We start from the raw sequence: 22937 nt of genomic DNA, 5'->3' as shown, positions 1-22937 counted from the left end.
GCGTCTCTACGGGTAGTGCGGATGGTACTGAAAAACGAGATTAAAAACTTAACCAACCAGAACCAAACGAATTGGCAAATACCAAGCTAACAATGGTCATCAGTTTAATTAAGATATTTAACGCAGGGCCACTGGTATCTTTAAACGGATCGCCAACGGTATCGCCAACAACAGCCGCTTTATGAGAGTCTGAGCCTTTGCCACCGTATGCGCCGGTTTCGATGAATTTTTTGGCATTGTCCCACGCACCACCGGCATTGGCCATCATAACTGCCAACAAGAAACCAGAAGACATAGTACCTACCAACATGCCTGCCAAGGCTTCTTTACCCAGGACATGACCCACCACAATCGGTACGATAACCGCTAAAGCACCAGGTAGTATCATTTCACGCAAAGCGCTTTCGGTACTGATACCGACGCAGGTTTTGTAATCGGGTTTACCTGTGCCATCCATTAAGCCTGGAATTTCACGGAATTGACGACGGACTTCCATGACAATTTCGTGTGCGGCTTTACCAACCGCCATCATGGTTAACGCCGAGAATAAATACGGCATCATGGCACCAATTAAAATCCCTGGTAGCATGGTAGGGCCTAAAATATTCAAGCTTTCGATTTTTGCCGCCGTTACATAGGCGGCCAATAACGCTAACGCAGTCAATACCGCAGAACCAATCGCAAAGCCTTTACCGGTTGCAGCGGTGGTGTTACCCAAGCTGTCCAGCGCATCGGTACGATGACGGACTTCTTTAGGCAGGCCACTCATTTCGGCGATACCCCCAGCATTATCAGCCACAGGGCCGTAAGCGTCGGTGGCCAGCGTTACACCCAATGTGCTTAACATGCCCACACCGGCTAAAGCAACCGCATATAAGCCAGCGGCCATCGTGCCATCGGCTTTATAGCCTAACCAAATGCTGATTAAGATGGCGAACGCGGTAATGAGTACCGGTGCAACTGTACTCATCATACCGACTGCCAAACCTTGAATAATCGTGGTTGCAGCGCCGGTTTGGGTGGCGTAGGCAATGGCTTGGGTGGGTTTTTCGGTATAAGAAGTGAAATACTCCGTGGTATAGGCAATACCGTTACCGGCAATAAGACCTGCCAAAATAACCAGCCAGTAGTTAAAGTGTACGCCAGAAACAATAATACACAGCAATGACAACACTAAAACCACAACCGATGCGCCCCACACCGAATCACGCAATGATTTTAACAAATCATCCAGACTGGCGGTTTCGTTAATTTGAGCGACTTGGCTTTTAAGGAAATACAGTGCGCGGGCTTGCAACGGTGCAGAGGCATTGGGCTTTACCGTACCGGCATCAACTTCTTTACCGATGACTTTATAAATACCAAACAGACTGGAAATAACACCAACAGCGGCTACCAAAAACGGTAAACCGATGAAGGCTGCTGCGGATTCGCCGCCTATGGCTGCACCTAAGGTTGCCGCCGCAATAATAGAACCACTGTAGCTTTCAAATAAATCTGCCCCCATACCGGCAACATCACCGACGTTATCGCCAACGTTATCAGCAATAACCGCAGGGTTACGTGGGTCGTCTTCAGGAATGCCTTGTTCGACTTTACCGACTAAATCTGCACCAACGTCCGCCGCTTTGGTATAAATACCGCCGCCAACACGGGCAAATAACGCGATACTGCTAGCGCCAAAACCAAAGCCGGTAATATAGGTTAAATGGTTAGGATCGCCTTTAAAGATCAGGTATAACAATGTCATACCGATAAGGCTGAAGCTGACCACTGACATACCCATAATTGCGCCACTGCCGAAAGCGACACGCAAACCTTCGTGCAAACCACGGCTGGCAGCCGCTGCGGTACGCACGTTGGCACGCACGGCAACATACATGCCTAAATAGCCGGCACCCGCAGAAGCACCCGCGCCGATAACGAAACATAACGCGGTTTGCCATTGTAAAAAGGCGGCAATAATGGCGGCAACAATGGCGACAAAAATACCGATAACGCGGTATTCGCGTGATAAAAATGCTGATGCACCTTCCTGGATAGCAGCCGCTATGTCCTGCATGGTTTTATTGCCAGCGTCATAACTTAAAACTTGCCGTAACTGCCAGAGTACAAAGCCAACCCCGACAATCCCCATTAATAATGCGACAACAACTGATGCAGATGTTTGTGGCACCACACTTCCTCCTCAAAATTATAATTATTTATTGTTATGATTATTGGCTTCCAACTTAAAATGGCACATTACCGTAGGTTGGGTTGCATGTGTTTCACAACCTAGCAGGACTGAGCGGTAAACAGTGGGATACCAAACAGCCGGTATCCAACTCTACAACGCTATCACTGGCATATGTTCCGTCTAAAGTGGGTAGCCTGATTATTGTGTGGCCTGAAAATAAGCTGATTCTCCGTCACAGCCTCCTACAATGCTAATCAGCCAGCGATCATTATTGTGATTAGCGTTAACCGATTGTTTCCACATACGCCAAGCCAGCGGGTAGGTTACTGAAAAGTTCCCATAACCACAATAAAAAACTGGTAAAAGTGCATATTTCTGCTAGAGAAGTTGAGATATGTGTTTGTACGCTAACTGTTTATTGTGTTGCAATAGGTCTGTTTTTATTGCGTATCCATTCGCTCCAAGAACCTGCATATAATTTTGAACCGGTTAACCCTGCGTGTTCCATTGCCAGTAAATTATGACAAGCAGTAACCCCTGAGCCACACATATGTACGACGTGTTCAGCGGGTGAGTCATGTATAAGTGTTTTGAATTGGTGGTGTAATTCATCCGATGATAAAAATAAGCCGTTAGTATTCATATTGGCTTGAAAAGGCCTGTTTAATGCGCCTGGAATATGCCCCGCGACCGGATCAATCGGCTCGTGTTCACCACGATAACGTTCTGCTGTGCGTGCATCAATTAAACAAATCGATTTTCTGGCCAAGTTGTTTTCTATGTCCCGTGTTTCCAGCCACCGTGTTGTATCAAGATAGGCTTTAAAATGCCCGACTTTATAACGTGGTAAATCCGTCGTCGTAGGGTAGTTTTGTGCCAACCAGTGTTGAATACCGCCGTCCAGTACTGCAACGCTGGCATGCCCTAAACAGCGTAATAACCACCATAATCGCGTTGCAAAAGCGCCACCGGCATCATCGTAAACGACAATTTGGTTATTGAAGGTAATGCCAAGAGCGGCTATTTTTTTAGTTAACTGGTTAAAATCAGGCAGCGGATGCCGCCCTGTTAAGCTGGTGACGGCGGCGGATAAATCGTTTTCTAAATGCACATAACGCGCATGAGGCAGGTGGCCGAGACGATAAGCGTTAATACCTGCTTGTGGATCAGCCAAGGAGAATCGGCAATCGATAATAATCCAGTTATTGTGATCAAGGTATTCAACAACAGTGTGGGCAGCAATAACGGTAGTGAGTGACATGGTTTTAGGTAGTTAAGATGATTTTTCCAATATGCTGGCTGCTTTCCATGAGTCGATGTGCCTGCATAGCCTCAGTTAATGTAAATGTTGCATGTATAATGGGTTTGACAACGCCAACTGCCAATAAAGGCCAGACCTGCTCACGTAATTTTTGAGCAATAGCGATTTTAAAGTCATCGTCTCTCGCCCTTAAGGTTGAGCCGGTAATGATCAGTCGCTTTAGCATGACGGACAATAGATTTATATCAGATTTAATACCGTTTTGTAAGGCTATTTGCAGCAGGCGACCATCGTAAGCCAGACAATTGATATTGCGTGGTAAATAATCGCCACCTACCATGTCTAAAATAACATCTATACCGTGGTTGTCGGTGAGCTTTTTTATGGCAGCAACAAAATCGTGGTTACGGTAATTAATGGCTGCATCAGCGCCCAGATTAATGCAAAACTGGCATTTACTGTCCGAACCTGCGGTAATCACCACTTTAGCTCCAAAGGCTTTAGCCAGTTGTATGGCGGTTGTCCCTATGCCGCTGCTACCGCCGTGTACCAGTAACCATTCATTAGCCGCCAGATGGCCACGATCAAATACATTGCTCCAGACCGTGAAAAACGTTTCGGGGGTACCGGCAGCTTCAATAAAAGACAGTTTGTGGGGTATCGGCAAGCATAAGTCTTCATTAGCCAGACAATAGTGCGCGTACCCGCCGCCAGTGACCAAAGCACATACAGCATCACCCACAGTGAGGTGGTTAACACACTCGCCGATGGCAATTACCGTTCCAGACACTTCCAGGCCTGGAATATCAGAAGCACCCACAGGTGGCGGATATAAGCCTTTGCGCTGCATAACATCCGGTCTATTAACACCGGCTGCGCTAACTTTAATAAGCACTTGTTTGCCGGTGGGTTTGGGGGTTGCGCGTTGTGTGGCTTGCAATAAGCCATCAATAATTTCGATAGCGAGCATGTGCGTGGGAATTTGCATAGTAGGTTCTGTAAAGGCTGCAAAACAGGTATTATAATCAGTATGGGCAGCAACGGTTGCGGTTGCTGCTATCCCTTTAGTTGAATAGTCAATAATTGACAGACAGGTTTACGAGTATGATACGCGCAGGCATCGTGGGAGGCACGGGTTATACCGGTGTAGAATTATTACGGATTTTGGCGTTACATCCAGAGGTTGAGGTCAGCGTGGTGACATCGCGTTCTGATGTTGGAAGCCGTGTTGATGCGCTGTATCCTAGTTTGCGTGGTGCTATTGACACCGTGTTCAGTGCGCCAGATGTAGAAACATTAAGTGCTTGTGATCTGGTGTTTTTTGCCACGCCCAATGGTACAGCCATGTTGATGGCGCAGCAGTTATTGGCGTACGGCGTTAAAATTATTGATCTTTCCGCAGATTTTAGGCTGAAGGATGCGCTGGAGTGGCAGCACTGGTACGGCATGGAACACGCTTGTCCTACACTTATTGCAGAAGCGGTATACGGTTTGCCGGAAACCCATCGGGAGAGCATTAAAACGGCGAGATTGGTGGCTAACCCTGGTTGTTACCCTACCGCCGTGCAATTGGGTTTTTTACCGTTGCTTGAAAAGGGTTTGATTGATCCCCATCATCTGATTGCTGACGTTAAATCCGGTGTCAGTGGCGCAGGGCGTAAAGCGGAAATGGCAACGCTGATGAGCGAAACCGGCGAAAGTTTTAAAGCTTATGGGGTTGCAGGGCATCGGCATTTGCCGGAAATTCGCCAACAACTGGCGTTAACCGCCAAGCAATCGGTAGGTTTAACGTTTGTGCCGCATTTAGTACCTATGATTCGGGGGATTCATGCCACCTTATACGCAAGATTGACTGGCGATGTCGGTAGCTTACAAACGCTGTTTGAACAAAAGTATGCGGATGAAGTCTTTGTAGATGTGTTGCCGGCTAATTCTCATCCCGACACCCGTAATGTAAGAGGCAGTAACAACTGTCATATTTCCATTCATCAACCACAAGGGCAAGATACGGTGGTGATATTATCGGTCATAGATAACCTGGTGAAGGGGGCAGCAGGGCAAGCGGTGCATAATATGAATCTGATGTTTGGCTTACCGGAACACACCGGCTTAAATACAGTGGCGTTGTATCCTTAACTTGACTAAGCATCAGCGGCTGCTCATAATCGATTAACTTTTATTTTTTTGTGGTATTTAACTTATGGCTACTCCAATTATTTTTACTGACAGCGCTGCGGCCAAGGTAAGAGAACTCATCGTCGAAGAAGGTAATGATGACTTAAAGCTTCGGGTGTATGTTTCCGGTGGCGGTTGTTCAGGTTTTCAATACGGCTTTACGTTTGATGAAGAAGTCAATGAAGACGACACCCGTGTTATCAACGGCGGCGTTACCGTGTTAATTGATTCGATGAGCATTCAGTATCTTACCGGTGCGCAAGTCGATTACAAAGAAGACGTATCTGGCGCACAGTTTGTCATTCGTAACCCCAGTGCAAAAACCACTTGCGGTTGCGGATCTTCGTTCTCGGTGTAATGTCTCTTTTTTGGGAGGTTTGTTAATAGGCTTCCCAAATTTTAATATTGCGTTTTACTGGCCACGCCAGCAAATTATAGCGATTGTACTTATGAGTTGAATGTAAGATGGAAATTACCTTGTTATTTGAATCTAGCTTTCGTCATTAAATTTTATAAAAACCCGCGTCCCGCCTAAAGAACCATTACTCAGCTCAAGTTGAGCTTTATGTAAATCAGCAATCTCCTTAACAATGGCAAGCCCCAAACCGCAGCCATTACCTGGGCTATTGGGCATACGGTAAAAACGCTCAAAAATGCGGTTTTTTTCACTGTCCGGTATACCAGGGCCATCGTCTTCAATTATGAGGCTGGGCGTAGGTTCATGGTTGAGCTTAACCAGGATAGTGCCATTGCGCTGTCCGTAGTTAATGGCATTATCCAGAAGATTAGCCAGCAACTCGCCCAACAATACAGCGTCTCCTAAAATAAAAATGGCTTTGCCGGTTGATTCCAGACTTAATTCTATGTGCCGCTGCAAAGCTTTGGCTGCCCATTCCATGCAGCTGTCCCTGACCACATCATAAAGGTTGATAGGTTTAAGTTCGTTCATGCCGTCAACTGGTTCAGACTTTGCCAGCACCAGCAATTGCGACACGGTATGTGACAGCCGATCAGCGGAGTTTTGCATCTGTAACAGTGCAGGCTGCATGGCGGCCAAATCCTGTTCACGTAACGCCCGTTCTGCTTGCACCACCAAGCCCGCCAAGGGCGTGCGTAACTGATGCGCGGCATTGGCGATAAAACGTTGCTGAGCATCAATCGCTCCAGTCAGCCGCACCAGCAAGCCGTTGATGGTGTCGGTGAGGGTGCGAACTTCCAGGAAAACATCTGCGTCCTGGATGGGGCTTAAGTCGCGTGCCGAGCGCTGAGCAATGTTATTGGCTAATCGGTGCAAGGGTTGTAGGCCGCGTTTTAAGCCCATCAATAAATACAGACTGGCGATCATCACCAGCACAATTTGCGGCAATAAATCGGCCAGGATAATGTCGGTCATCATTTGTTGGCGCTTGTTCAAAGTTTCGGCGACCTGCACGTAAAAGGTATCGGCGATACCTTGTTTCACCATCTGCATGGACACCACACGCACTGGCTCGCCATTAATCTCAGCCTTAAAATACACCGGCTTAGACCTGTCCACAGTGTCTGGTGCATTCGGCACTAAGGCATCGCCTGCCAACAGGCCTTTTTCCAGGGAGCTGATTTTAAAATAGGTCTTGTCCAGCTCATCCCATTTGATGATTTCCAGGGCGGCGGGAGGTAACTCAACGGTGATGTTGGCCTCTATTACCTTGATTTCTTGCGCCAAAGACCGTGCTGAATCCAGTAACCAGCCATCGTAAGTTTTGTCCACGTAATGCAGGGTGACAAAATACGACAGGATGGATTCCAAGGAAATAAAAAATATTAACGGCACAATCAAGCGCAGTAAGATGCCATTTTTCAAGCTTTTATTTCTAGGCATCGGTGGTTTCCAGCAGATAGCCTAATCCACGTAATGTACGTATCACTGCACCATAAGGTTCTATGCGTTTTCTGACCCGATGGATGTAAACTTCGATGGCATTGTCGGCCAGACCATCGCCTTCTGTGGAGAGCCGCTGTGCTAGCCTATCCTTGCACACCACTTTACCGGCTTGCAGCAGCAGTATTTCCAGTACACCGTATTCGCGTGGCGATAGCATCATCAACTGGTCATCGGCCATAATCTGGTGGTCGTGGGTATTGAGCTTTAAGCGGCCTATGACAATATCTTGGCGAAAACCGCCGTAGCAGCGTCGTATCAGCGCGTGGATTCTCGCCTCCAATTCCCGAAGCTCAAAAGGCTTGGTCATATAGTCATCCGCGCCTTGTTCTATGCCTTGGATGCGGTCGTTAATGCCATCGCGTGCGGTTAAGATCAGTATCGGTATGGGGTTTTTGCGTTGGCGAAATTTTCGCAGCAGTGTAAGTCCATCAATATCTGGTAAGCCCAAATCCAGCACAATCAAGTCAAAGTCCTGCGCCAGCAATAAATGCTCGGCATACGTGCCCGTGGTGGCGCTGGTGACGGTATAGCCTGTTTTCCTCAGGGTATACAGTAAGCCATCGGCCAAAACGGCATCATCTTCTACTAATAAAATATTCATAGCGGCGTAGGATTTTCTGTGAAAGGTTTTTGAAAGCTAGGTGACATAGACTGATTCCATTAAATAAATGGATTAAAATTTTGATTATTTATGTTTAGGGATGAAAACTTAACAAATTCGGCATTTTAATGTAAGGCCGATGGTTGTGGTCGGGTTAATAACAACAGCCTAGACGCTTAACTATTCCACACCATTCCAGCGATAGCGTCATTATGTTTTTGATGGCTCTCTTGCGAAGCATAACACTAAAGACCATTCTTGGACTACACAGCCTAATAAGGATAAAGCATGAACTCGTTTGAAAGATTATTACTGGAAAATAAAGCTTGGGCGAAAGAAAAAAAACACGAAGATCCCGATTTTTTTGAGCAATCTGCCAAATCACAAACCCCTGAATTTCTCTGGATAGGTTGCTCGGACAGTCGTGTACCGGCAGAAATTATTGTTAATGCTGAACCTGGGGAAATATTTATCCACCGTAATATTGCCAACCAGATGGTAGAAACTGATTTTAATTCACTCAGCGTTTTGCAATATGCGGTGTCGGTGCTGGATGTGAAACACGTCATCATTTGTGGGCATTACAACTGTGGCGGTATTAAGGCGGCGTTGGCGCAGCAAAATCCTAATCTGGTGATTACCAACAAATGGTTGATGCACATTAAGGATATTTACCGTTTCCATAAGGCGGAAATTGATGCTTTACCTACCGAAGAACAGCGGGTTAATCGGCTGGTGGAGCTGAATGTGATCGAGCAGGTAAAGACTATCTCTCATACCTCCATTATCCAAGGTGCATGGCATCATCACCAGCGTCCTGTGTTGCATGGTTTGGTCTATGGCTTGACGGATGGCTTGCTGAAGAAACTGATAACTGTAACCCACGATACCCCTATCGACCCGATTTATAAATATGATTTTCTAGCCGAGCGTGATTATTAACACCCTCAGCTAATTTTATTGGCTAACCGCTTGCCAATCAGATTTTATACTTGGCTATAATTGATCCATTTATATAATTATTAATACTGGAATAATGATGAAAGTGACTGAAAATTTAAACAGCCCATCGCCAAAGCCGGCTGGACATAAGGAGGAAGGTATTTTAGCGCGTCTTAAAATGTTTAATACCTTCTGGGATAGCCGATTTGAAGATTTAACCAAAGAAACTTGGCTTAAAACAACTTATCGTGACATGAGCGCCGGACTAATTGTGGCGTTAACCGCTATTCCCATGGCAATGGGGTTTGCCATGGCAATGGGGCTAAGGCCTGAGCAAGGTATTATTGCCGGTGCACTGGCGTGCGTTATCGGGCGTACCTGGGGCGGGTCAAAATACCAGGTGTACGGGCCAACGGCGGCGTTTATTCCTATTATTGCCGCACTCATTACAAAATACGGCGAGGCCGGGGGGGGCACTTTTGCCCAGGCACACGGTTTTTTGGTGTTTGTGTCCATCATTGCCGGTGTTATTTTAATGTTAATGGGTATTTTTGGGCTAGGCAAATATGCCAAATTGGTGCCCAATTCCATTATTGTTGGCTTTACGGTCGGCATTGCGGTTGCTATCGCCTTAAGCAACCTGGAATCTATTTTGGGCATAGAAAGCTTTAAGGACTTGTTGGGTGAAGACGAAGATATTAAGGGAGGGTTGCTCCATAACCTTTTGGCGGCTTTTAGTAACATTGACAAAATCAATGTCTGGTCTGTTTTCCTGGGGTTAATGACCTTTATTCTGACCAAAGGTCTATTGCGGATTTCCATTTTTATTCCCGCTCCATTATTGGCTATTGGCTTGTCCACTGCGCTTGCCGCCACAGTATTGGCTAATAAAGGCGTTATTTTAGTACGGGATATCTATGGTAGCATCCCGAATAATTTTTTTGTGTTTACCCCGCCTTCTATGCCGCCAATAACACCTACGGTGGCGATTGACATCGCGTATTTTGTGGCAGCGATTGTGTTTGTTTCTGCAGTGGAAAGTTTGTTGTGTTCTTCGATGGCTGACCGCATGGCCAACAATCGCAAAACACCTTTTAATCCGGATAAGGAGTTTTGGGGGCAAGGTTTGGTGCAAATCATTACTCCGATGGTTAACGGTTTTCCTTGTACTGGTGCTTTGGCACGGACGGCGACCAGTATTAAGGCAGGGGCTGTTACGCCACTGGCCGGTTACTTCAAGGCTGTTTTCAAGCTCTCGTTGGCTTATTACATTGCCCATTATCTAGAAATGGTGCCAATGGCCTGTATTGGTGGCATTTTGTTATGGGTGGCCTCTAATATGATTAAGGTTTCGGAAATCAAAGAGGTTTTTAACCATAACAAATTTCACGCCGGTTTAATGGTTTATACGGCGATAATGGTTCCAGTAACCGATTTTTTGACTGGAGTCCTTTCGGCGCTGGTCATTTATGCCATAGCGTACCGATTTCTTGAAAAGCCCGCACACGCACCCCCACTTGCCGATATGCCGATGGCTTTGTCCAATGCGCAAGATGCTTTGCCAGTGCCAGGCCATTTTAACGGAGTGACAATCCCACTGTTGATGACGGATGAAGATCATACTCTGTTACGCTATGCTGCCAATATTGCACAACGGGGTATTAGTAAAAACTTCCACTTTGTACACGTTGTGACATCTTATGAAAAAAACCACAATCCACGCTCAGCAAATACACTGAAAAAAAGTATGGCCGATGCAGTATTGCATCATTTTGAGGGCGTATTGGATCATATACACATAGATTTCCAAACGGTAGAAGGTGCAAGCCATATAGATGAGTTGGTTCAGTTTACGCTGTCCACTAAATCCGATCTGATACTGTTAGGGCTTAATAAAATAAGAAGAGGACAGCGGTCGTTAGCCAAACGGTTGGCGATGATCGCCAGCTGTTCGGTATGGATGGTGCCAGAAGACAGCCAACCTATAATGACACGGATTATTGTGCCTATCGATTTTTCAACGCCTTCGGCAGAAAGCTTGTCGCAAGCAACGGCGCTTGCACGTATTAACCAAATTCCCGAATGTTTGGCGGTTCATGCCTTTTTTGATGCGTCAGTCATTCGTTACGATGAACATGAAGGCATTGTGCGTGGTGAAGAAGAAGCGGCTTTTGCCAAGTTTATGGCACAGGTTAATACGCAGGGCGTTATGGTAAAGCCAGCTTTTGAGGAAAGCATTAATGTGGCTAGCACAGTACTCCGTAAAGCCGAAGTATGTCAGGCGGATTTAATTGTGTTAAGTACTCGTGGGCATAGCCGCGCAGCCACCATACTGTTGGGTAATGTTGCGGCGCAAGTTATGGAGGAATCAACGATACCTGTTTTGGCTATAAAACAGCACAGCCATCAATCAACTTTAGCAAACGCATTATTAAACAGCAGCTTTTGGAGGAAAGCAGATCCTAGAACAAATTAGGTCTTTTCGAAAATCCACTCTATTCGGAGATCGGTTGTGGGCGCTAACATGCTATTGAGCAATAATCCAAAAGTTGTTATTAAGGCCGTATTGGTAATCAGTGCCTTGTTTTTTTACGATACGTTCTGGGACTTATTTTTATCGCTGCTGCATTATCTTTTTGGAATATTGCATCTTATGTTCGAGTTTTGTGAACATACGCTCGAAAGACTCATTGAGCATCTGTTTCATGTTGATCCTCGTACTGCTGAAGTGCTGGTTTTTTATGTCATGCTCAGCATTGGTGCGTACGCCACGCTTAAGCTCATCCAGTTGTTACCCGATTGTTATAGAGCGTTGGTCGAGCAAGTTACCGCTTACTGGCAGCAATCCAAAGCCGAGACATTAGGGTATTGGCAAGCACAATCGCTAAAAGGGAAAATCCAATGGGGCGCGGTTTTTATGGTGGGTATGTTGGGTATGGTTTTGTGGCTCAGCAGTTGATGGTAGTCAATTCTAATTTCTCGCATTTTTTTGCCAATACGGTTGTCAGACTTAGATGGATTGATTTTTATAAGGGGCGATTGAAAGGTTTATGAAAGTTTAGATAATTACACTGGCTGATTTATAAAAGATGCGCAAACAGGTTTTTGGCTATTTAAAAATGGGCTTGCCGATTTTCAATAGATTTAGGCTATACCAAAACACTGTCCTCGCGTAAAATCCTTACGTTTTGTAAACTGGTAATATAAGCCGCATGGGAATACTCAGTCTACTGCTTTGGATGCCAGCTTTGGGTGCGGTATTTTTGGCGTTTGCCCCAGGTGATAAGCCCCGTGTTATTCGATGTTTAGCGCATTTATTTAGCAGCGTAACGTTATTGCTAAGTCTGTGGTTGTTGATCCATTACGACCAACACAATGCTGCCACCCAATTCAACGAAAATTTCCCCATCAATCCTGATTTGGGCAGTGAATATGCCTTGGGCGTAGACGGTTTATCCCTGCCGATGGTGCTATTGGCCACCGTGTTAACGTCGGTGGCCTTGCTGGCCTCATTCTCCATTACCGACAGTATCAAAGGTTATCATTTGTGCGTGTTGCTGCTGGAGTTTGGCATACTCGGTGTATTTTTGGCGCAGGATTGGGCGTTGTTCTATACTTTCTGGGAGGTTACTTTAATCCCGCTGTTTTTTCTGATTGGTCGCTGGGGCGGTAAACGCCGCCATGCCGCCAGCCTTAATTTTGTGTTGTACACTATGGGCGGCTCGGTGTTCATGCTGCTCAGTTTGCTGGCCATCAGTGAATACGACTTGGAATACGAAGGCACCTTGATGACCTCCATGCACCAGATGGCCAAAGACATGCCCTGGCAAGAACAAGTGCTGGTGTTGCTGGGCTTTTTGATTGGCTTCGGTGTTAAATTACCGATTTTTCCGCTGCATGGCTGGTTGCCACTGGCACATGTGGAAGCGCCTAGCCCGATCAGTATCTTATTGTCCGGCATCTTGTTAAAAATGGGCGCATATGGCTTGATCCGCGTGCTGGTGATGTTGCCGGAAGCCGCACACATTTTACAGCCGCTGCTGATATTTTTGGGTTTATTTGGCATGTTATACGGGGGCCTGCTGGCCTGGCGGCAAACCGATCTTAAAGCGATGGTGGCGTATTCGTCGGTTAGCCACATGGGTCTGGTGTTGCTGGGTATGTCTACCTTAACGCAGCTGGGGCTGAGTGGTGCGGTGTTGCAAATGACCGCGCACGGCTTGATTGCTGGTGCATTGTTTTTGCTGGTTGGCCTGTTATATGAGCGCACCCACACCCGTAATATCCAGGATTACAGTTCCTTGGTACACACCATGCCGCGCTACACGCTGTTAATGACGCTGGTGTTGCTGGCGGCTATGGGCTTGCCGGGCACGGTGGGGTTTATCGCTGAATTGTCCGTGTTAATGGCCGGATACCAGCAATGGGGCGGCCTTATGGTCTTATTCGGCATGAGTATGTTGATTACGGCAGCGTATTGTTTGCGTACCATCGGCGTGTTATTTACCGGCCCTGTGCGCCCTGCCATGCACGCTATTCCAGATTTGCATTCGGCGGGCTTGCTGGCCGCCGGTATTTTAGTGGTCGGCATCGTGCTGTTGGGTATCTTGCCAGAAGCATTGATCCAGCTGTCAGCCGCCACCCTCAGTGAGTTGAGTGCCGTGATTAAATCCAGACCATTATGAGTATGGAACCGTTAATAGACCTAATCCAAGACGACCGTAGCGTGATTATGGCCGCGTTGGCAGGGCTTGATCATATTCTACCTGCTCAAGCGCCGATACGTGATTTCGTCCATCATAATACCTTACACGGTTTTCAGCACGACAGCTTTGAAGACGCGCTGGAAAAATTTGAGGCCTTAACGGGCATAGGCTGTTATCTACCGGAAAGTCGCTGCCGTGAATTTTATCAGCAAGGTCGGGTGACTGAACGTGATTTATCATTGGCGCTGGCGGCACAATCTGGCTTATCGCCGGAGAAACTGGTTTGCTGTGTTGGTGCTAAAGCGATTACCCAAAAGGCTATTTATCGCCTGGCTTTATTGGCGGATTTTCCAAAACTCTCGCTGAGCCAATTAAACTGGCAGTTAGAAGAGCTGGGGGCGTTAAGCCATGTGCAAGCGGATGTCCCTGTCGATTTACACAGCACTTGGGGCAAGCCTGGCAGTGCGGATAATACCATCAAACAGCTGTGGGAAACCGTGCAGGATAAGCTGGATTTACACCCTGCTGCCGTGCATCCTGAAGCGCTGCTGGATTTGTCGCTAGAGCAGGCGGAAAACTGGCTGGCCGAGCATAAACAATCGTTAGATACTACCACCCACGAGGCCATGCAGCAACAAGCCAGCTGTGTGCTTGATGAGCTGTGTGCCAGCGTTGGCACTAGCCAGACCTTGGGCGGTTTGGTCAAAGTGCTAAGTGGTGTGGATATACTGGAATCGGTGCGCCCACAATTGATACGGGCTTGTGCGACGGCGCTGGATCATGGTCTTGCTGCCTGGCATAGCCCCGACCAACAGCTAGGCTTGTACGGCGCGTGGCGCACAGCTATGCGCTACGATGCCAATGCGTTTTTGCAAGATTTACCCGATGGTCAGGCCATGCTTGCCAAGCTGCCGGAAGAGCCGGTTGCGGCGATTGCATGGCAGTTACACCAGCTGGAAATTCCATTGGCACAATGGCAAGGCTATTTACAGCGTTTGGCGCTGGAAATTCCTGGCTGGTCGGGGATGATTAACTGGCGGCAACACCATCCTGGCTATCACACTGGTTTTAAGCCCGTACCCACGCTGGCGGATTATTTGGCGGTACGTTTAACGCTGGACAGTTTATGGCTTAATCAAGTGTGCCGTGATGTCTGGAAAATACCGGCTACCTTAGGTGCTATCCAGCGTTATTTCGGCAAAAACCTGTCTGAAGCGATGGTGCGCTGGCAGTTATATCAGGGCGATTTACCGGAATATTTAAGCCACAAAGCCCAAGCGGTGGTGTTACAATCGGGTTCTGAGCGCAACCAGCGCCAGGACTGGCAGCATCTGGCTGATTTGATCTGGACGTGGCAGATGAGTCCGCTGGCGCAAAAGCCCACAGAGTTTACCGTGACCAACACTGGCTGGCGCTTGTTTAGGTTGGTGCAGCATTTGGGTTTGACGGTAGCCGAAGTTCAACAACTGGCCAAAGCCGATATACTGGCGATGCTTGCCGTATTAGATGGGCTGTCCTCTGCACAACGCAGCCAGATTTGGCTGGTGGCTTACGAGCGCAATTACCGCGATGCACTGTTCCAGGGCTTGCAGGAAAACCATAACCGAGGTCGTTGGGCTAAACGCGAACAGCGGCCATCGTCACACATAATCTTCTGCATGGATGACCGTGAGGAAAGTATCCGGCGGCATCTGGAAGAATTAAATCCTGCTATTGAAACTTTGGGTGCGGCGGGTTTTTTCGGCGTGGCGATGAACTATCAAGGCCTGGACGATAACAAAACTACGGCGCTGTGCCCGATTGTGGTCACGCCCCAGCATGATGTTAGGGAAGTGCCGAGGACAGGGATGGAGAAGGTTTCTGCCAGCTATGATAAGGGCGGGCATTTTTTGCAACAGTGCAGTAATCTGGTTAACGTGGGCTTGCGCCGTAATGTGCTGTCATCTGCGCCGCTTATGCCGTTGCTGGCACCGTTTACTTTGGTTGGTTTACTGGGTAAATCGCTGGCTGCCAAGCAGCAACACGGGCTTGTGACGGCGATTGGTCAAAAGCTGGTGCCGGATGTGCCGACGCAGCTCCATTTTACCGCTGTAGAGGGCGAGAAAAAACCGTCAGTGCAATCCAATCAAGGCTTTACCGATGCCGAGCAAGCCGAGCGTGTGGCAGGATTTTTACGCAACACCGGCTTGGCTTATGGCTTTGCGCCGTTGGTGGTGCTGATGGGGCATGGCTCTATCAGTCAGAACAACCCACATTTGGCAGCCTATGATTGCGGTGCGTGCAGTGGCCGGCACGGTGGCCCTAATGCACGGGTGTTTGCCGCAATGGCTAACCGCCCCGAAGTGCGAATTTTGTTGGCAGAGCGGGGTATCCACATATCCGATGACAGCTGGTTTTTAGGTGCAGAGCACAATACCTGCAACGAAGCTATCATCTGGTACGATCTGGTCGATATGCCGGCAGCATTTACCACAGCCTACCAACAACTGCTGCAAGAACTGCAACACGCACAAACCATGTCGGCACACGAGCGTTGCCGTCGTCTGGCTTCCGCCCCACGCAATCCCACGCCGAAATTGGCCTTGCAGCATATCCAGGAACGTGCCGCCGACTTTTCGCAGGCGCGGCCAGAATTGGGCCATGCCACCAATGCCGCTGCGGTGGTGGGCAGGCGGTCGTTAACCCAAGGTGTGTTTTATGACCGGCGCGTGTTTCTTATCTCTTACGACCCCACCCAGGATGAAGATGGCAGTATTTTGGAAAGAATATTGGTGGCGGTGGGACCTGTGGGTGCGGGGATTAATCTGGAGTATTATTTTTCCACCGTCAATAACGAACGCTTAGGCTGCGGGACGAAAGTGCCGCATAACGTGACCGGTTTGTTTGGGGTAATGGAGGGCGCGAGCAGTGATTTGCGTACCGGCTTGCCGCAGCAAATGGTGGAAATCCACGAAGCCATGCGCTTACAAATTGTAGTGGAAGCTAAAACCAGCGTATTGGAAAAAATTTATGGCCGTCAACCTGAACTGGCCGAATTGATTGGTGGCGGCTGGGTGCATCTCAGTGTTAAAGACCCCGACGACGGCACAATCTACACGTTTGAACGCGGCGTGGGCTTTGTGCAATGGCACGCTGGGGCAGGGGATTTGCCTCGATTTGATAGCTCGCTGGCGTGCTACCAAGGCCAGAGTTTACCTGTAGCGCCTGCGTTAATTAAGCAGCCTACGGAGCGAGCGTAGACTATGGATGCGTTGACTGTTTTTATTCCGCTGTTGCCATTGCTGGCCGCACTTATTATTGGCCTGGGACATTTTTTGGGTGTTTTGCAAGGCGAGGCTAAAGAATCGCTCACCGCTGACATTAGCCTGTGGACGTTGACGCTGGCGTGTTTAATGGCTTTGGTGGTCGCGGGTGCGGAACTGCTGGGTAACAATACCGGCCTGTTTGTGGTCGGTGACTGGCTGCGCTGTGAGAATGTGGTGGTTTCGGTCAATTTTATCAGTAGCGGGTTTAGCGTGTATGTGGCCGCGCTGTTTGCGCTGTTGCTGGTTATTATCCTGCGCTTTTCGGTTAATTATCTGCACCGTGAGCGGGGTTATTTCCGGTTTTTTTTCATCTACAATCTGTTTGCTTTTGCCATGTTATTGCTGGTGTTGTCGGGCAGTAGCGTGCTGAGTTTTGTTGGTTGGGAGATCGCCGGATTATGCTCTTTTTTATTGATTGCTTACCAGTATGACCGTCCTGTTGCCAGTGGCAATGCGGTGCGGGTGTTTGTCACTAATCGTATTGGCGATACGGGTTTTTTGATGGGCATGGGCTTAAGTGTTTATTGGTTAAATACCCTAGATTGGCAAGCGATTAGTCACCCTGTTGACAGATTGGGTACAGCGGAAGCCACCGGTATCGCGTTTTGTTTTGCGCTGGCGGCGTGTGCCAAATCTGCACAGCTGCCATTTACCCCGTGGCTGGCACGGGCTATGGAAGGCCCTACGCCGTCCAGTGCTGCGTTTTACGGCGCAGTGATGATCCATGCTGGTGTTTATCTGTTGATACTGTTACAAGACTTGTTTGAACAAGCGCCGATGGTGATGGGGTTGCTGGTGGTGGTCGGTGCGTTGACTGCGCTGTACAGTTATTTGGTTGGTTTAACGCAAACCGATATAAAAAGTTCGCTGGTGTTTGCAACCTCTGGCCAGTTGGGCTTGATGTTTATGGAATGTGGCCTGGGTTTTTGGGAAATAGCTTCATGGCATCTGGCTGCCCATGCTGTCGTGCGCGGCTATCAGGTGTTGACTGCGCCTTCGCTGCTACACAATGTCCATGATAATCCTATACAAGCTGTGTCACCGTTATTAGCCAAGTCACGTTGGTTGTATCTGGCTTCGGTACAACGGTTTTGGCTGGATCAAATCGCAGATTGGGCGTTGGTCAAACCAGTACAGCAGTTGGCGCACGATTTAAGTTATTTTGATGACCAAGGCTTAGACAAGGTGATGGGCTGTTCCGCGCCCGCGCTTAACGCCGCAGCTTCTTTAGCGCAGTTAAAAGAACACTCTATCGGTGCGCGGCTGAACAATGTTGTTGATGATTTCTCGCACGGTAGCGGACTGGCTGGTACATTAACCCAGTGGGCGGCGGCTGTTATGCACTGGCTGGAAGTGCGCCTGGTATTACGTGGCATCAGTAAGGCTACGATAGGTCGTAGTCGCAACCTGGGCAGGCGTGTTAATCAGATTGAACGTACGTTGTTAAGGCCGCGTTATCTGGTATTGTTCGTGTGCATCACTTTACTGGTTACTTTCTGAGCGTTTGATGGCTATTTCTGCGATGAACCTGTGGTCTCAATCTGCCGCTTTCCCTGTGCTTAGTACACTGGCGCTGGTGCCGTTATTGGCGGCGGTTGTTATTTTGCGCGTTAGCACCGCCGTGGTGGCGTGGCGGGTAGGTGTGGCGGCGGCCTTGCTCAATATGGCGCTTAGCGTGTATCTGCTCATGGTGTTTGACACCGGTCTGTTCGTCATTCAGCTGGCCGAGCAATGGCAGTTTGCCGGTGTCAGTTATAGCGTCGGGGTCGATGGCGCTAATATCTTATTTATCCCACTCACTGCATTGCTTACCGTATTGGCACTCATGTACACCGCCATCACCCGCCATGCCACCGACAAGGTATTTATCGCCTGTTTGCTGGGCTATGAATGCGTATTGATGGGCGCATTTACTGCACTCAATGTGCTGCAATTTTGGCTGTGGTGTGTGCTGGAATTGTTGCCGGTTATTGTCTTAACTTTGTGTGCCGGCACGGGACAGCATCGTCAGAGTACCTTGCGCTATGTGTTGCAGTACTGGGTCAGTGGATTACTGATGACGCTGTGCGGATTTTTGTTGCTGGCGTTTGGCCTGATTGATTCCGAACACAGTCTGAGTTTTGACTGGCTAACATTGAAACAAAATAGCAGCTATTTAAACGATGAAACCCTGATTTTTATCTTGCTGTTTTATGGTTTTGCCATCCGTATGCCGCTGTTCCCGTTCCACGGTTGGTTGCCGGTGCTGGCGGAACACGGCACGGTGGCCAGTGCGTTTATCTTTTTGGTCGGCTTAAAGCTGGGCGTGTATGCGGTGATCCGTTTTATTCTGCCGATGATCCCAGGTGTGGCTGAGCAATGGGCGCATTTTGTGGTGATCTTGGGTCTGCTCAGCGTGTTTTACGGCGCGTTACTGGCCTTGATGCAAATTAATATCCGGCGCTTGCTGGCCTTTGCCGTCATCAGTCATACCGGTATGTTGATTATCGGCGTGTTTTGTTTTAACGATTTTGGCCTGGAAGGCACTTTGTTGTTGTCGATTGCTTATGGGCTCGCCACTGCCGGATTGTTCTTCAGCACAGGACTGATTTATGAGCGCACCCGCACTGCCTATCTACCCCGTTTGGGTGGTGTGTTTGACACTAACGCACCGTTGGCATTTTTGTTCTTAATCTCTGCATTGACCACCATGGTAATGCCCGGCACACCCGGCTTTGATGCCGCACATTTATTGATAGAAGGCGTGATAGAAGAGGATGGCTGGTGGATTGCCATTGGTATTTTGCTGGGCAACGTGATGGCGGCGGCGTTTTTGCTGTGGGCTTTCCAGCGCATCTTTTTTGCCACGCTAAAACGTAAGGTGTGGCCATCGCATAGCCAATACCATTCGGTTAAAAAAGAACACCTGATTGCTGCTACGGTGTGCGCGGTGTTAATCTGCACCGGATTTTACACCACACCGTGGCTAAAATTTATCGACCAGGAAGCCGCTGCCATGCACCAACAATACCCTGTACACGGCACCCAGCCATCGCATCCGGTATTTGCGCCGGATGATGACCCAGCTAAGAAAATCATTAGCCCTCGCCATGATTGAAACCAGTTTCCCGTTGTTGAGTTGTATTATTGGTGTGCCTTTATTGGGTGTACTGGCGATAAGTTTGCTGCGTGATGTAGTGCTGGCTAAAAAACTGGGTTTGGCGGTTGCGGGCTTTGAGCTGTTGTTAACTGTGTGCTTGGTGCTACAGTTTAATTCGGCTAACGGGGGCTTTCAATGGATGGAACATCACGTTTGGATACCCAGTTTGCACATTGAATACCTGCTGGGTGTTGATGGTATCTCAGTATTGTTTTTGCCGATGACGGCGTTGTTGACCCTGATGGCGATCTTGGTTTCATGGAATGCCGTGCAGCAGTTAACGCGCTTGCATTTGGCGTTATTGCTGGCGCTGGAAGGCGTTACGATGGGTATTTTTTGCGCGTTGGATATGGTGTTGTTTTTTTTGTTCTGGGAACTGACCTTACCGTTGATTTTCTTTTTGATTGGTTTGTGGGGCGTGGGTGCAGAACGGCGCTTGGCGGCGACCAAATACACGCTGTTTATGCTGTTTGGTGGCCTGGCGTTGTTGGCGGCCATCATTATTTTGGCGCTAGATCACCCAGATTCAGCACACAATACGGGAACACACGGATGGGTATTCAGTTATCCTGAGTTGTTAAAAAATCCATTACCCGATCATCTACAGGCCACCGTCTTTAGCTTGCTGTTACTGGCGTTTGCAGTGAAAGCGCCGTTACTACCGTTTCATACCTGGCTACCTACCGTGGCAATGGAGGGCGCACCCCATACCACCGCCTTGCTGGTGGGGCTTAAGCTGGGGGTTTATGGCCTGATACGTTTTGCTTTGCCACTCGCACCCACGGCGGCGGTTGAGTTTAGTTGGGCGTTAGGCATAATTGGCGGCGTAACGCTGATTTATGCGGGTTTAATCGCCTTGCAGCAAAGCAATTTGCGGCGCTTATTGGCCTATGCCAGTATCAGTCATGTGGGTTTGGTGGTGGTGGGTATTGCCGGTTTGAATATGCAGGGCATACAAGGGGCGGTATTGCAATTGTTCAACTTTAGCTTAATTGCCAGTGCGCTGATGCTGATAGCGGGTTTTATCCAGCAGCGCTTGGGCAGCACTGAAGCTATTCATTTAGGTGGCTTGGCAAAAGTGATGCCGCGCTTAACGGCGTGTTATTTTTTGTTTATGCTGGCCAGTATCGGGCTTCCAGGCACTAGCGGTTTTCCGGCTGAATTGTTACTGTTTATGAGTGCGTTAATGTCTCATGCCAGTTTGGCTATTATCGCGTTGTTGGGAGCCATTTTGAGTGCAGCTTATATGTTGTCGTTTAGCCGCCGTGTGTTTTGGGGCGCGGTGAGCAAACAAATGGGGCAGATCAGCGATATACGTCCGCGTGAGTTGCTGGTATTGGCTGTGCCTGCGGTATTGGTGGTTATTATTGGATGTTACCCGCAAGGATTTGTTAATATTAGTCGCACGGCAGCAGAGGCCTGGTTGTCTTCTATTTTAGAGCAGCAGGCACTAAAAAGCGGTAGTGTTGCGGAAGGTGATGCTAACTCATCTCAGCAATAAGCTGTGCCATGATGTGTTCGGCTTGTTTTAAATAGCCGCCTCCAAATAGGTTGAGGTGGTTTAAAATGTGGTACAGGTTATACAGTTTTTTTCTAACGCTATAACCGTCATTTAATGGCCAGGCCTGGTTATAGCTGGCGTAGAAATCTTGGCTAAAACCGCCGAATAACCCGGTCATGGCAATATCGGCTTCGCGGTCGCCGTAGTAGCAGGCGGGATCAAAGATGACCGGTTGGCCTTGTGTATTGGCAGCGGCATTACCAGCCCATAAATCACCGTGCAGTAATGATGGTTGGACATAATGGTCACTAAAAAATACCGCCAGATCGCAGCATAAACGTTCACCTAAACGCTGTAATTGGCCGCCATAACCGTGATTTGCGGCTAGATTTAATTGAAAAGCCAGGCGATTGTCGCGCCAAAAATTAACCCAGTTGTCACTTGGTGTGTTGATTTGTGCTGTGCTACCGATGGTGTTATCACGATGCCAGCCAAAATAAGCATGCGGTATTTGGTGTAATGCGGCCAGTTGTTCGCCTAAGTGACGCTCGGAGGCTTTGCTAGCTGTGCCAAATTCAATATATTCCAAGACTAAAAACGCCTGATTTTCTGTCTTGCCACACACAATAGGGTTGGGGACAGTTATGCTGCGTGTTTGCGCTATATTTTGTAAGCCGATGAATTCGGCTTCGAACATGGCGATTAAATGCGCTTTGTTCAGTTTTACAAAATAAGATTGCTTGCTAGGAGTCTGTCGGTCTTAGGATTTATATCTACCCGATTCGCGTAAAAACACGTAAATCAGGCCATATCACTGCATTTTTTGCGTCATTTCATTTTATTTAAAAATTCAAGACGCAAAGACGCTTAAGATTAAATGCCATACAAACCAGCAGCCATTCTCCTTTGATGGCCTCCAGACCACGTAACATAAATCGACGAAAGCCCATGATTTCTTTTATGATCCCAAATACCGGTTCTACTGTAGATCTCGTCAGTCGTAAGTTCGCTAAATGCACGGTGTAAAACCACCCATGCCCCAGGTTTTTAGCAACGTGGAAATAGGATTTATTATCAAACAATTACCGCTATGAAGCGATATTGGATTCAATCATCGTCAGTATCACCGGAAATTTTGAGCAGATATTCCCGGATCTCTTCGGAGATAGTCTTTTGGCCTACTTGGAAGAGTTTCCTGAGCAGG

The 22937-nt window shown here is 48.2% G+C and carries 16 protein-coding genes and 1 pseudogene; 10 read left to right on the top strand and 7 right to left on the bottom strand.

Annotation, left to right across the window (positions count from 1 at the left end; translation table 11 throughout):
• Window positions 1–40 precede the first annotated feature (40 nt).
• The 3 genes from CRENPOLYSF2_RS14190 to CRENPOLYSF2_RS14180 form a co-directional block, all read right to left on the bottom strand.
• Entirely contained in the window at window positions 41–2137 is a 2097-nt protein-coding gene (locus tag CRENPOLYSF2_RS14190) for a sodium-translocating pyrophosphatase (protein ID WP_087144610.1), read from the bottom strand.
• Window positions 2138–2594: 457 nt separating this feature from the next.
• Window positions 2595–3440: a sulfurtransferase gene (locus CRENPOLYSF2_RS14185; protein ID WP_087144604.1), complete on the bottom strand. Its 846-nt coding sequence runs from the start codon at window positions 3438–3440 to the stop codon at window positions 2595–2597.
• A gap of 4 nt (window positions 3441–3444) precedes the next feature.
• Window positions 3445–4428, bottom strand: a complete 984-nt coding sequence (locus CRENPOLYSF2_RS14180) for an NAD(P)H-quinone oxidoreductase (RefSeq protein WP_245808008.1) — start codon at window positions 4426–4428, stop codon at window positions 3445–3447.
• Between the two features lie 116 nt (window positions 4429–4544).
• On the opposite strand from CRENPOLYSF2_RS14180, the gene argC reads away from it, so the two are divergent.
• Window positions 4545–5576, top strand: coding sequence for an N-acetyl-gamma-glutamyl-phosphate reductase (argC, locus tag CRENPOLYSF2_RS14175; protein ID WP_087144603.1), 1032 nt, complete (start codon window positions 4545–4547; stop codon window positions 5574–5576).
• 64 nt (window positions 5577–5640) lie between these two features.
• Window positions 5641–5973: an iron-sulfur cluster insertion protein ErpA gene (gene erpA / locus CRENPOLYSF2_RS14170; RefSeq protein WP_087144602.1), complete on the top strand. Its 333-nt coding sequence runs from the start codon at window positions 5641–5643 to the stop codon at window positions 5971–5973.
• A gap of 132 nt (window positions 5974–6105) precedes the next feature.
• Here erpA and CRENPOLYSF2_RS14165 read toward each other — a convergent pair whose 3' ends face one another.
• Window positions 6106–7476 (bottom strand): sensor histidine kinase, encoded by a 1371-nt coding sequence (locus CRENPOLYSF2_RS14165; RefSeq protein WP_087144601.1) that lies wholly within the window; start codon window positions 7474–7476, stop codon window positions 6106–6108.
• Window positions 7469–8140 (bottom strand): response regulator, encoded by a 672-nt coding sequence (locus CRENPOLYSF2_RS14160; RefSeq protein WP_087144600.1) that lies wholly within the window; start codon window positions 8138–8140, stop codon window positions 7469–7471. The genes CRENPOLYSF2_RS14165 and CRENPOLYSF2_RS14160 overlap by 8 nt, the downstream gene beginning before the upstream one ends.
• 288 nt (window positions 8141–8428) lie before the next feature.
• Here CRENPOLYSF2_RS14160 and can point away from each other — a divergent pair, with 288 nt between their 5' ends.
• The 8 genes from can (at window position 8429) to CRENPOLYSF2_RS14120 (ending at window position 21733) form a co-directional block, all read left to right on the top strand.
• Window positions 8429–9082 (top strand): carbonate dehydratase, encoded by a 654-nt coding sequence (can, locus tag CRENPOLYSF2_RS14155; RefSeq protein WP_087144599.1) that lies wholly within the window; start codon window positions 8429–8431, stop codon window positions 9080–9082.
• 103 nt (window positions 9083–9185) lie between these two features.
• Window positions 9186–11558 (top strand): SulP family inorganic anion transporter, encoded by a 2373-nt coding sequence (locus CRENPOLYSF2_RS14150; RefSeq protein WP_245808007.1) that lies wholly within the window; start codon window positions 9186–9188, stop codon window positions 11556–11558.
• A gap of 48 nt (window positions 11559–11606) precedes the next feature.
• The gene (locus CRENPOLYSF2_RS14145; protein WP_140396874.1) at window positions 11607–12041 is read left to right on the top strand and encodes a hypothetical protein; all 435 of its coding nucleotides are present in this window, start codon (window positions 11607–11609) and stop codon (window positions 12039–12041) included.
• Window positions 12042–12294: 253 nt separating this feature from the next.
• The gene (locus CRENPOLYSF2_RS14140) at window positions 12295–13767 is read left to right on the top strand and encodes a complex I subunit 4 family protein (RefSeq protein ID WP_087144596.1); all 1473 of its coding nucleotides are present in this window, start codon (window positions 12295–12297) and stop codon (window positions 13765–13767) included.
• The gene (locus CRENPOLYSF2_RS14135) at window positions 13764–17027 is read left to right on the top strand and encodes a DUF2309 domain-containing protein (RefSeq protein WP_087144595.1); all 3264 of its coding nucleotides are present in this window, start codon (window positions 13764–13766) and stop codon (window positions 17025–17027) included. Before CRENPOLYSF2_RS14140 ends, CRENPOLYSF2_RS14135 begins: the two co-directional genes overlap by 4 nt.
• A gap of 3 nt (window positions 17028–17030) precedes the next feature.
• Entirely contained in the window at window positions 17031–18593 is a 1563-nt protein-coding gene (locus tag CRENPOLYSF2_RS14130) for a proton-conducting transporter transmembrane domain-containing protein (protein ID WP_087144594.1), read from the top strand.
• 22 nt (window positions 18594–18615) lie between these two features.
• The gene (locus CRENPOLYSF2_RS14125; protein ID WP_245808006.1) at window positions 18616–20190 is read left to right on the top strand and encodes a complex I subunit 4 family protein; all 1575 of its coding nucleotides are present in this window, start codon (window positions 18616–18618) and stop codon (window positions 20188–20190) included.
• Window positions 20147–21733, top strand: coding sequence for a complex I subunit 4 family protein (locus tag CRENPOLYSF2_RS14120; protein WP_245808005.1), 1587 nt, complete (start codon window positions 20147–20149; stop codon window positions 21731–21733). The genes CRENPOLYSF2_RS14125 and CRENPOLYSF2_RS14120 overlap by 44 nt, the downstream gene beginning before the upstream one ends.
• Here the strand turns inward: CRENPOLYSF2_RS14120 and CRENPOLYSF2_RS14115 are convergent.
• Window positions 21714–22475 (bottom strand): annotated as a pseudogene (locus CRENPOLYSF2_RS14115) (fructosamine kinase family protein); the annotation flags it as partial. The gene CRENPOLYSF2_RS14120 and the pseudogene CRENPOLYSF2_RS14115 overlap by 20 nt on opposite strands.
• A 100-nt stretch (window positions 22476–22575) precedes the next feature.
• The gene (locus CRENPOLYSF2_RS19045) at window positions 22576–22815 is read right to left on the bottom strand and encodes a transposase (RefSeq protein WP_217884122.1); all 240 of its coding nucleotides are present in this window, start codon (window positions 22813–22815) and stop codon (window positions 22576–22578) included.
• Window positions 22816–22937: the final 122 nt, after the last annotated feature.

It is taken from the genome of Crenothrix polyspora (assembly GCF_900163755.1).
Classification (GTDB): domain Bacteria; phylum Pseudomonadota; class Gammaproteobacteria; order Methylococcales; family Methylomonadaceae; genus Crenothrix; species Crenothrix polyspora.
The sequence above is the reverse complement of the archived record's forward strand: the minus strand, read 5'-3'. Positions and strand labels throughout refer to the sequence as shown.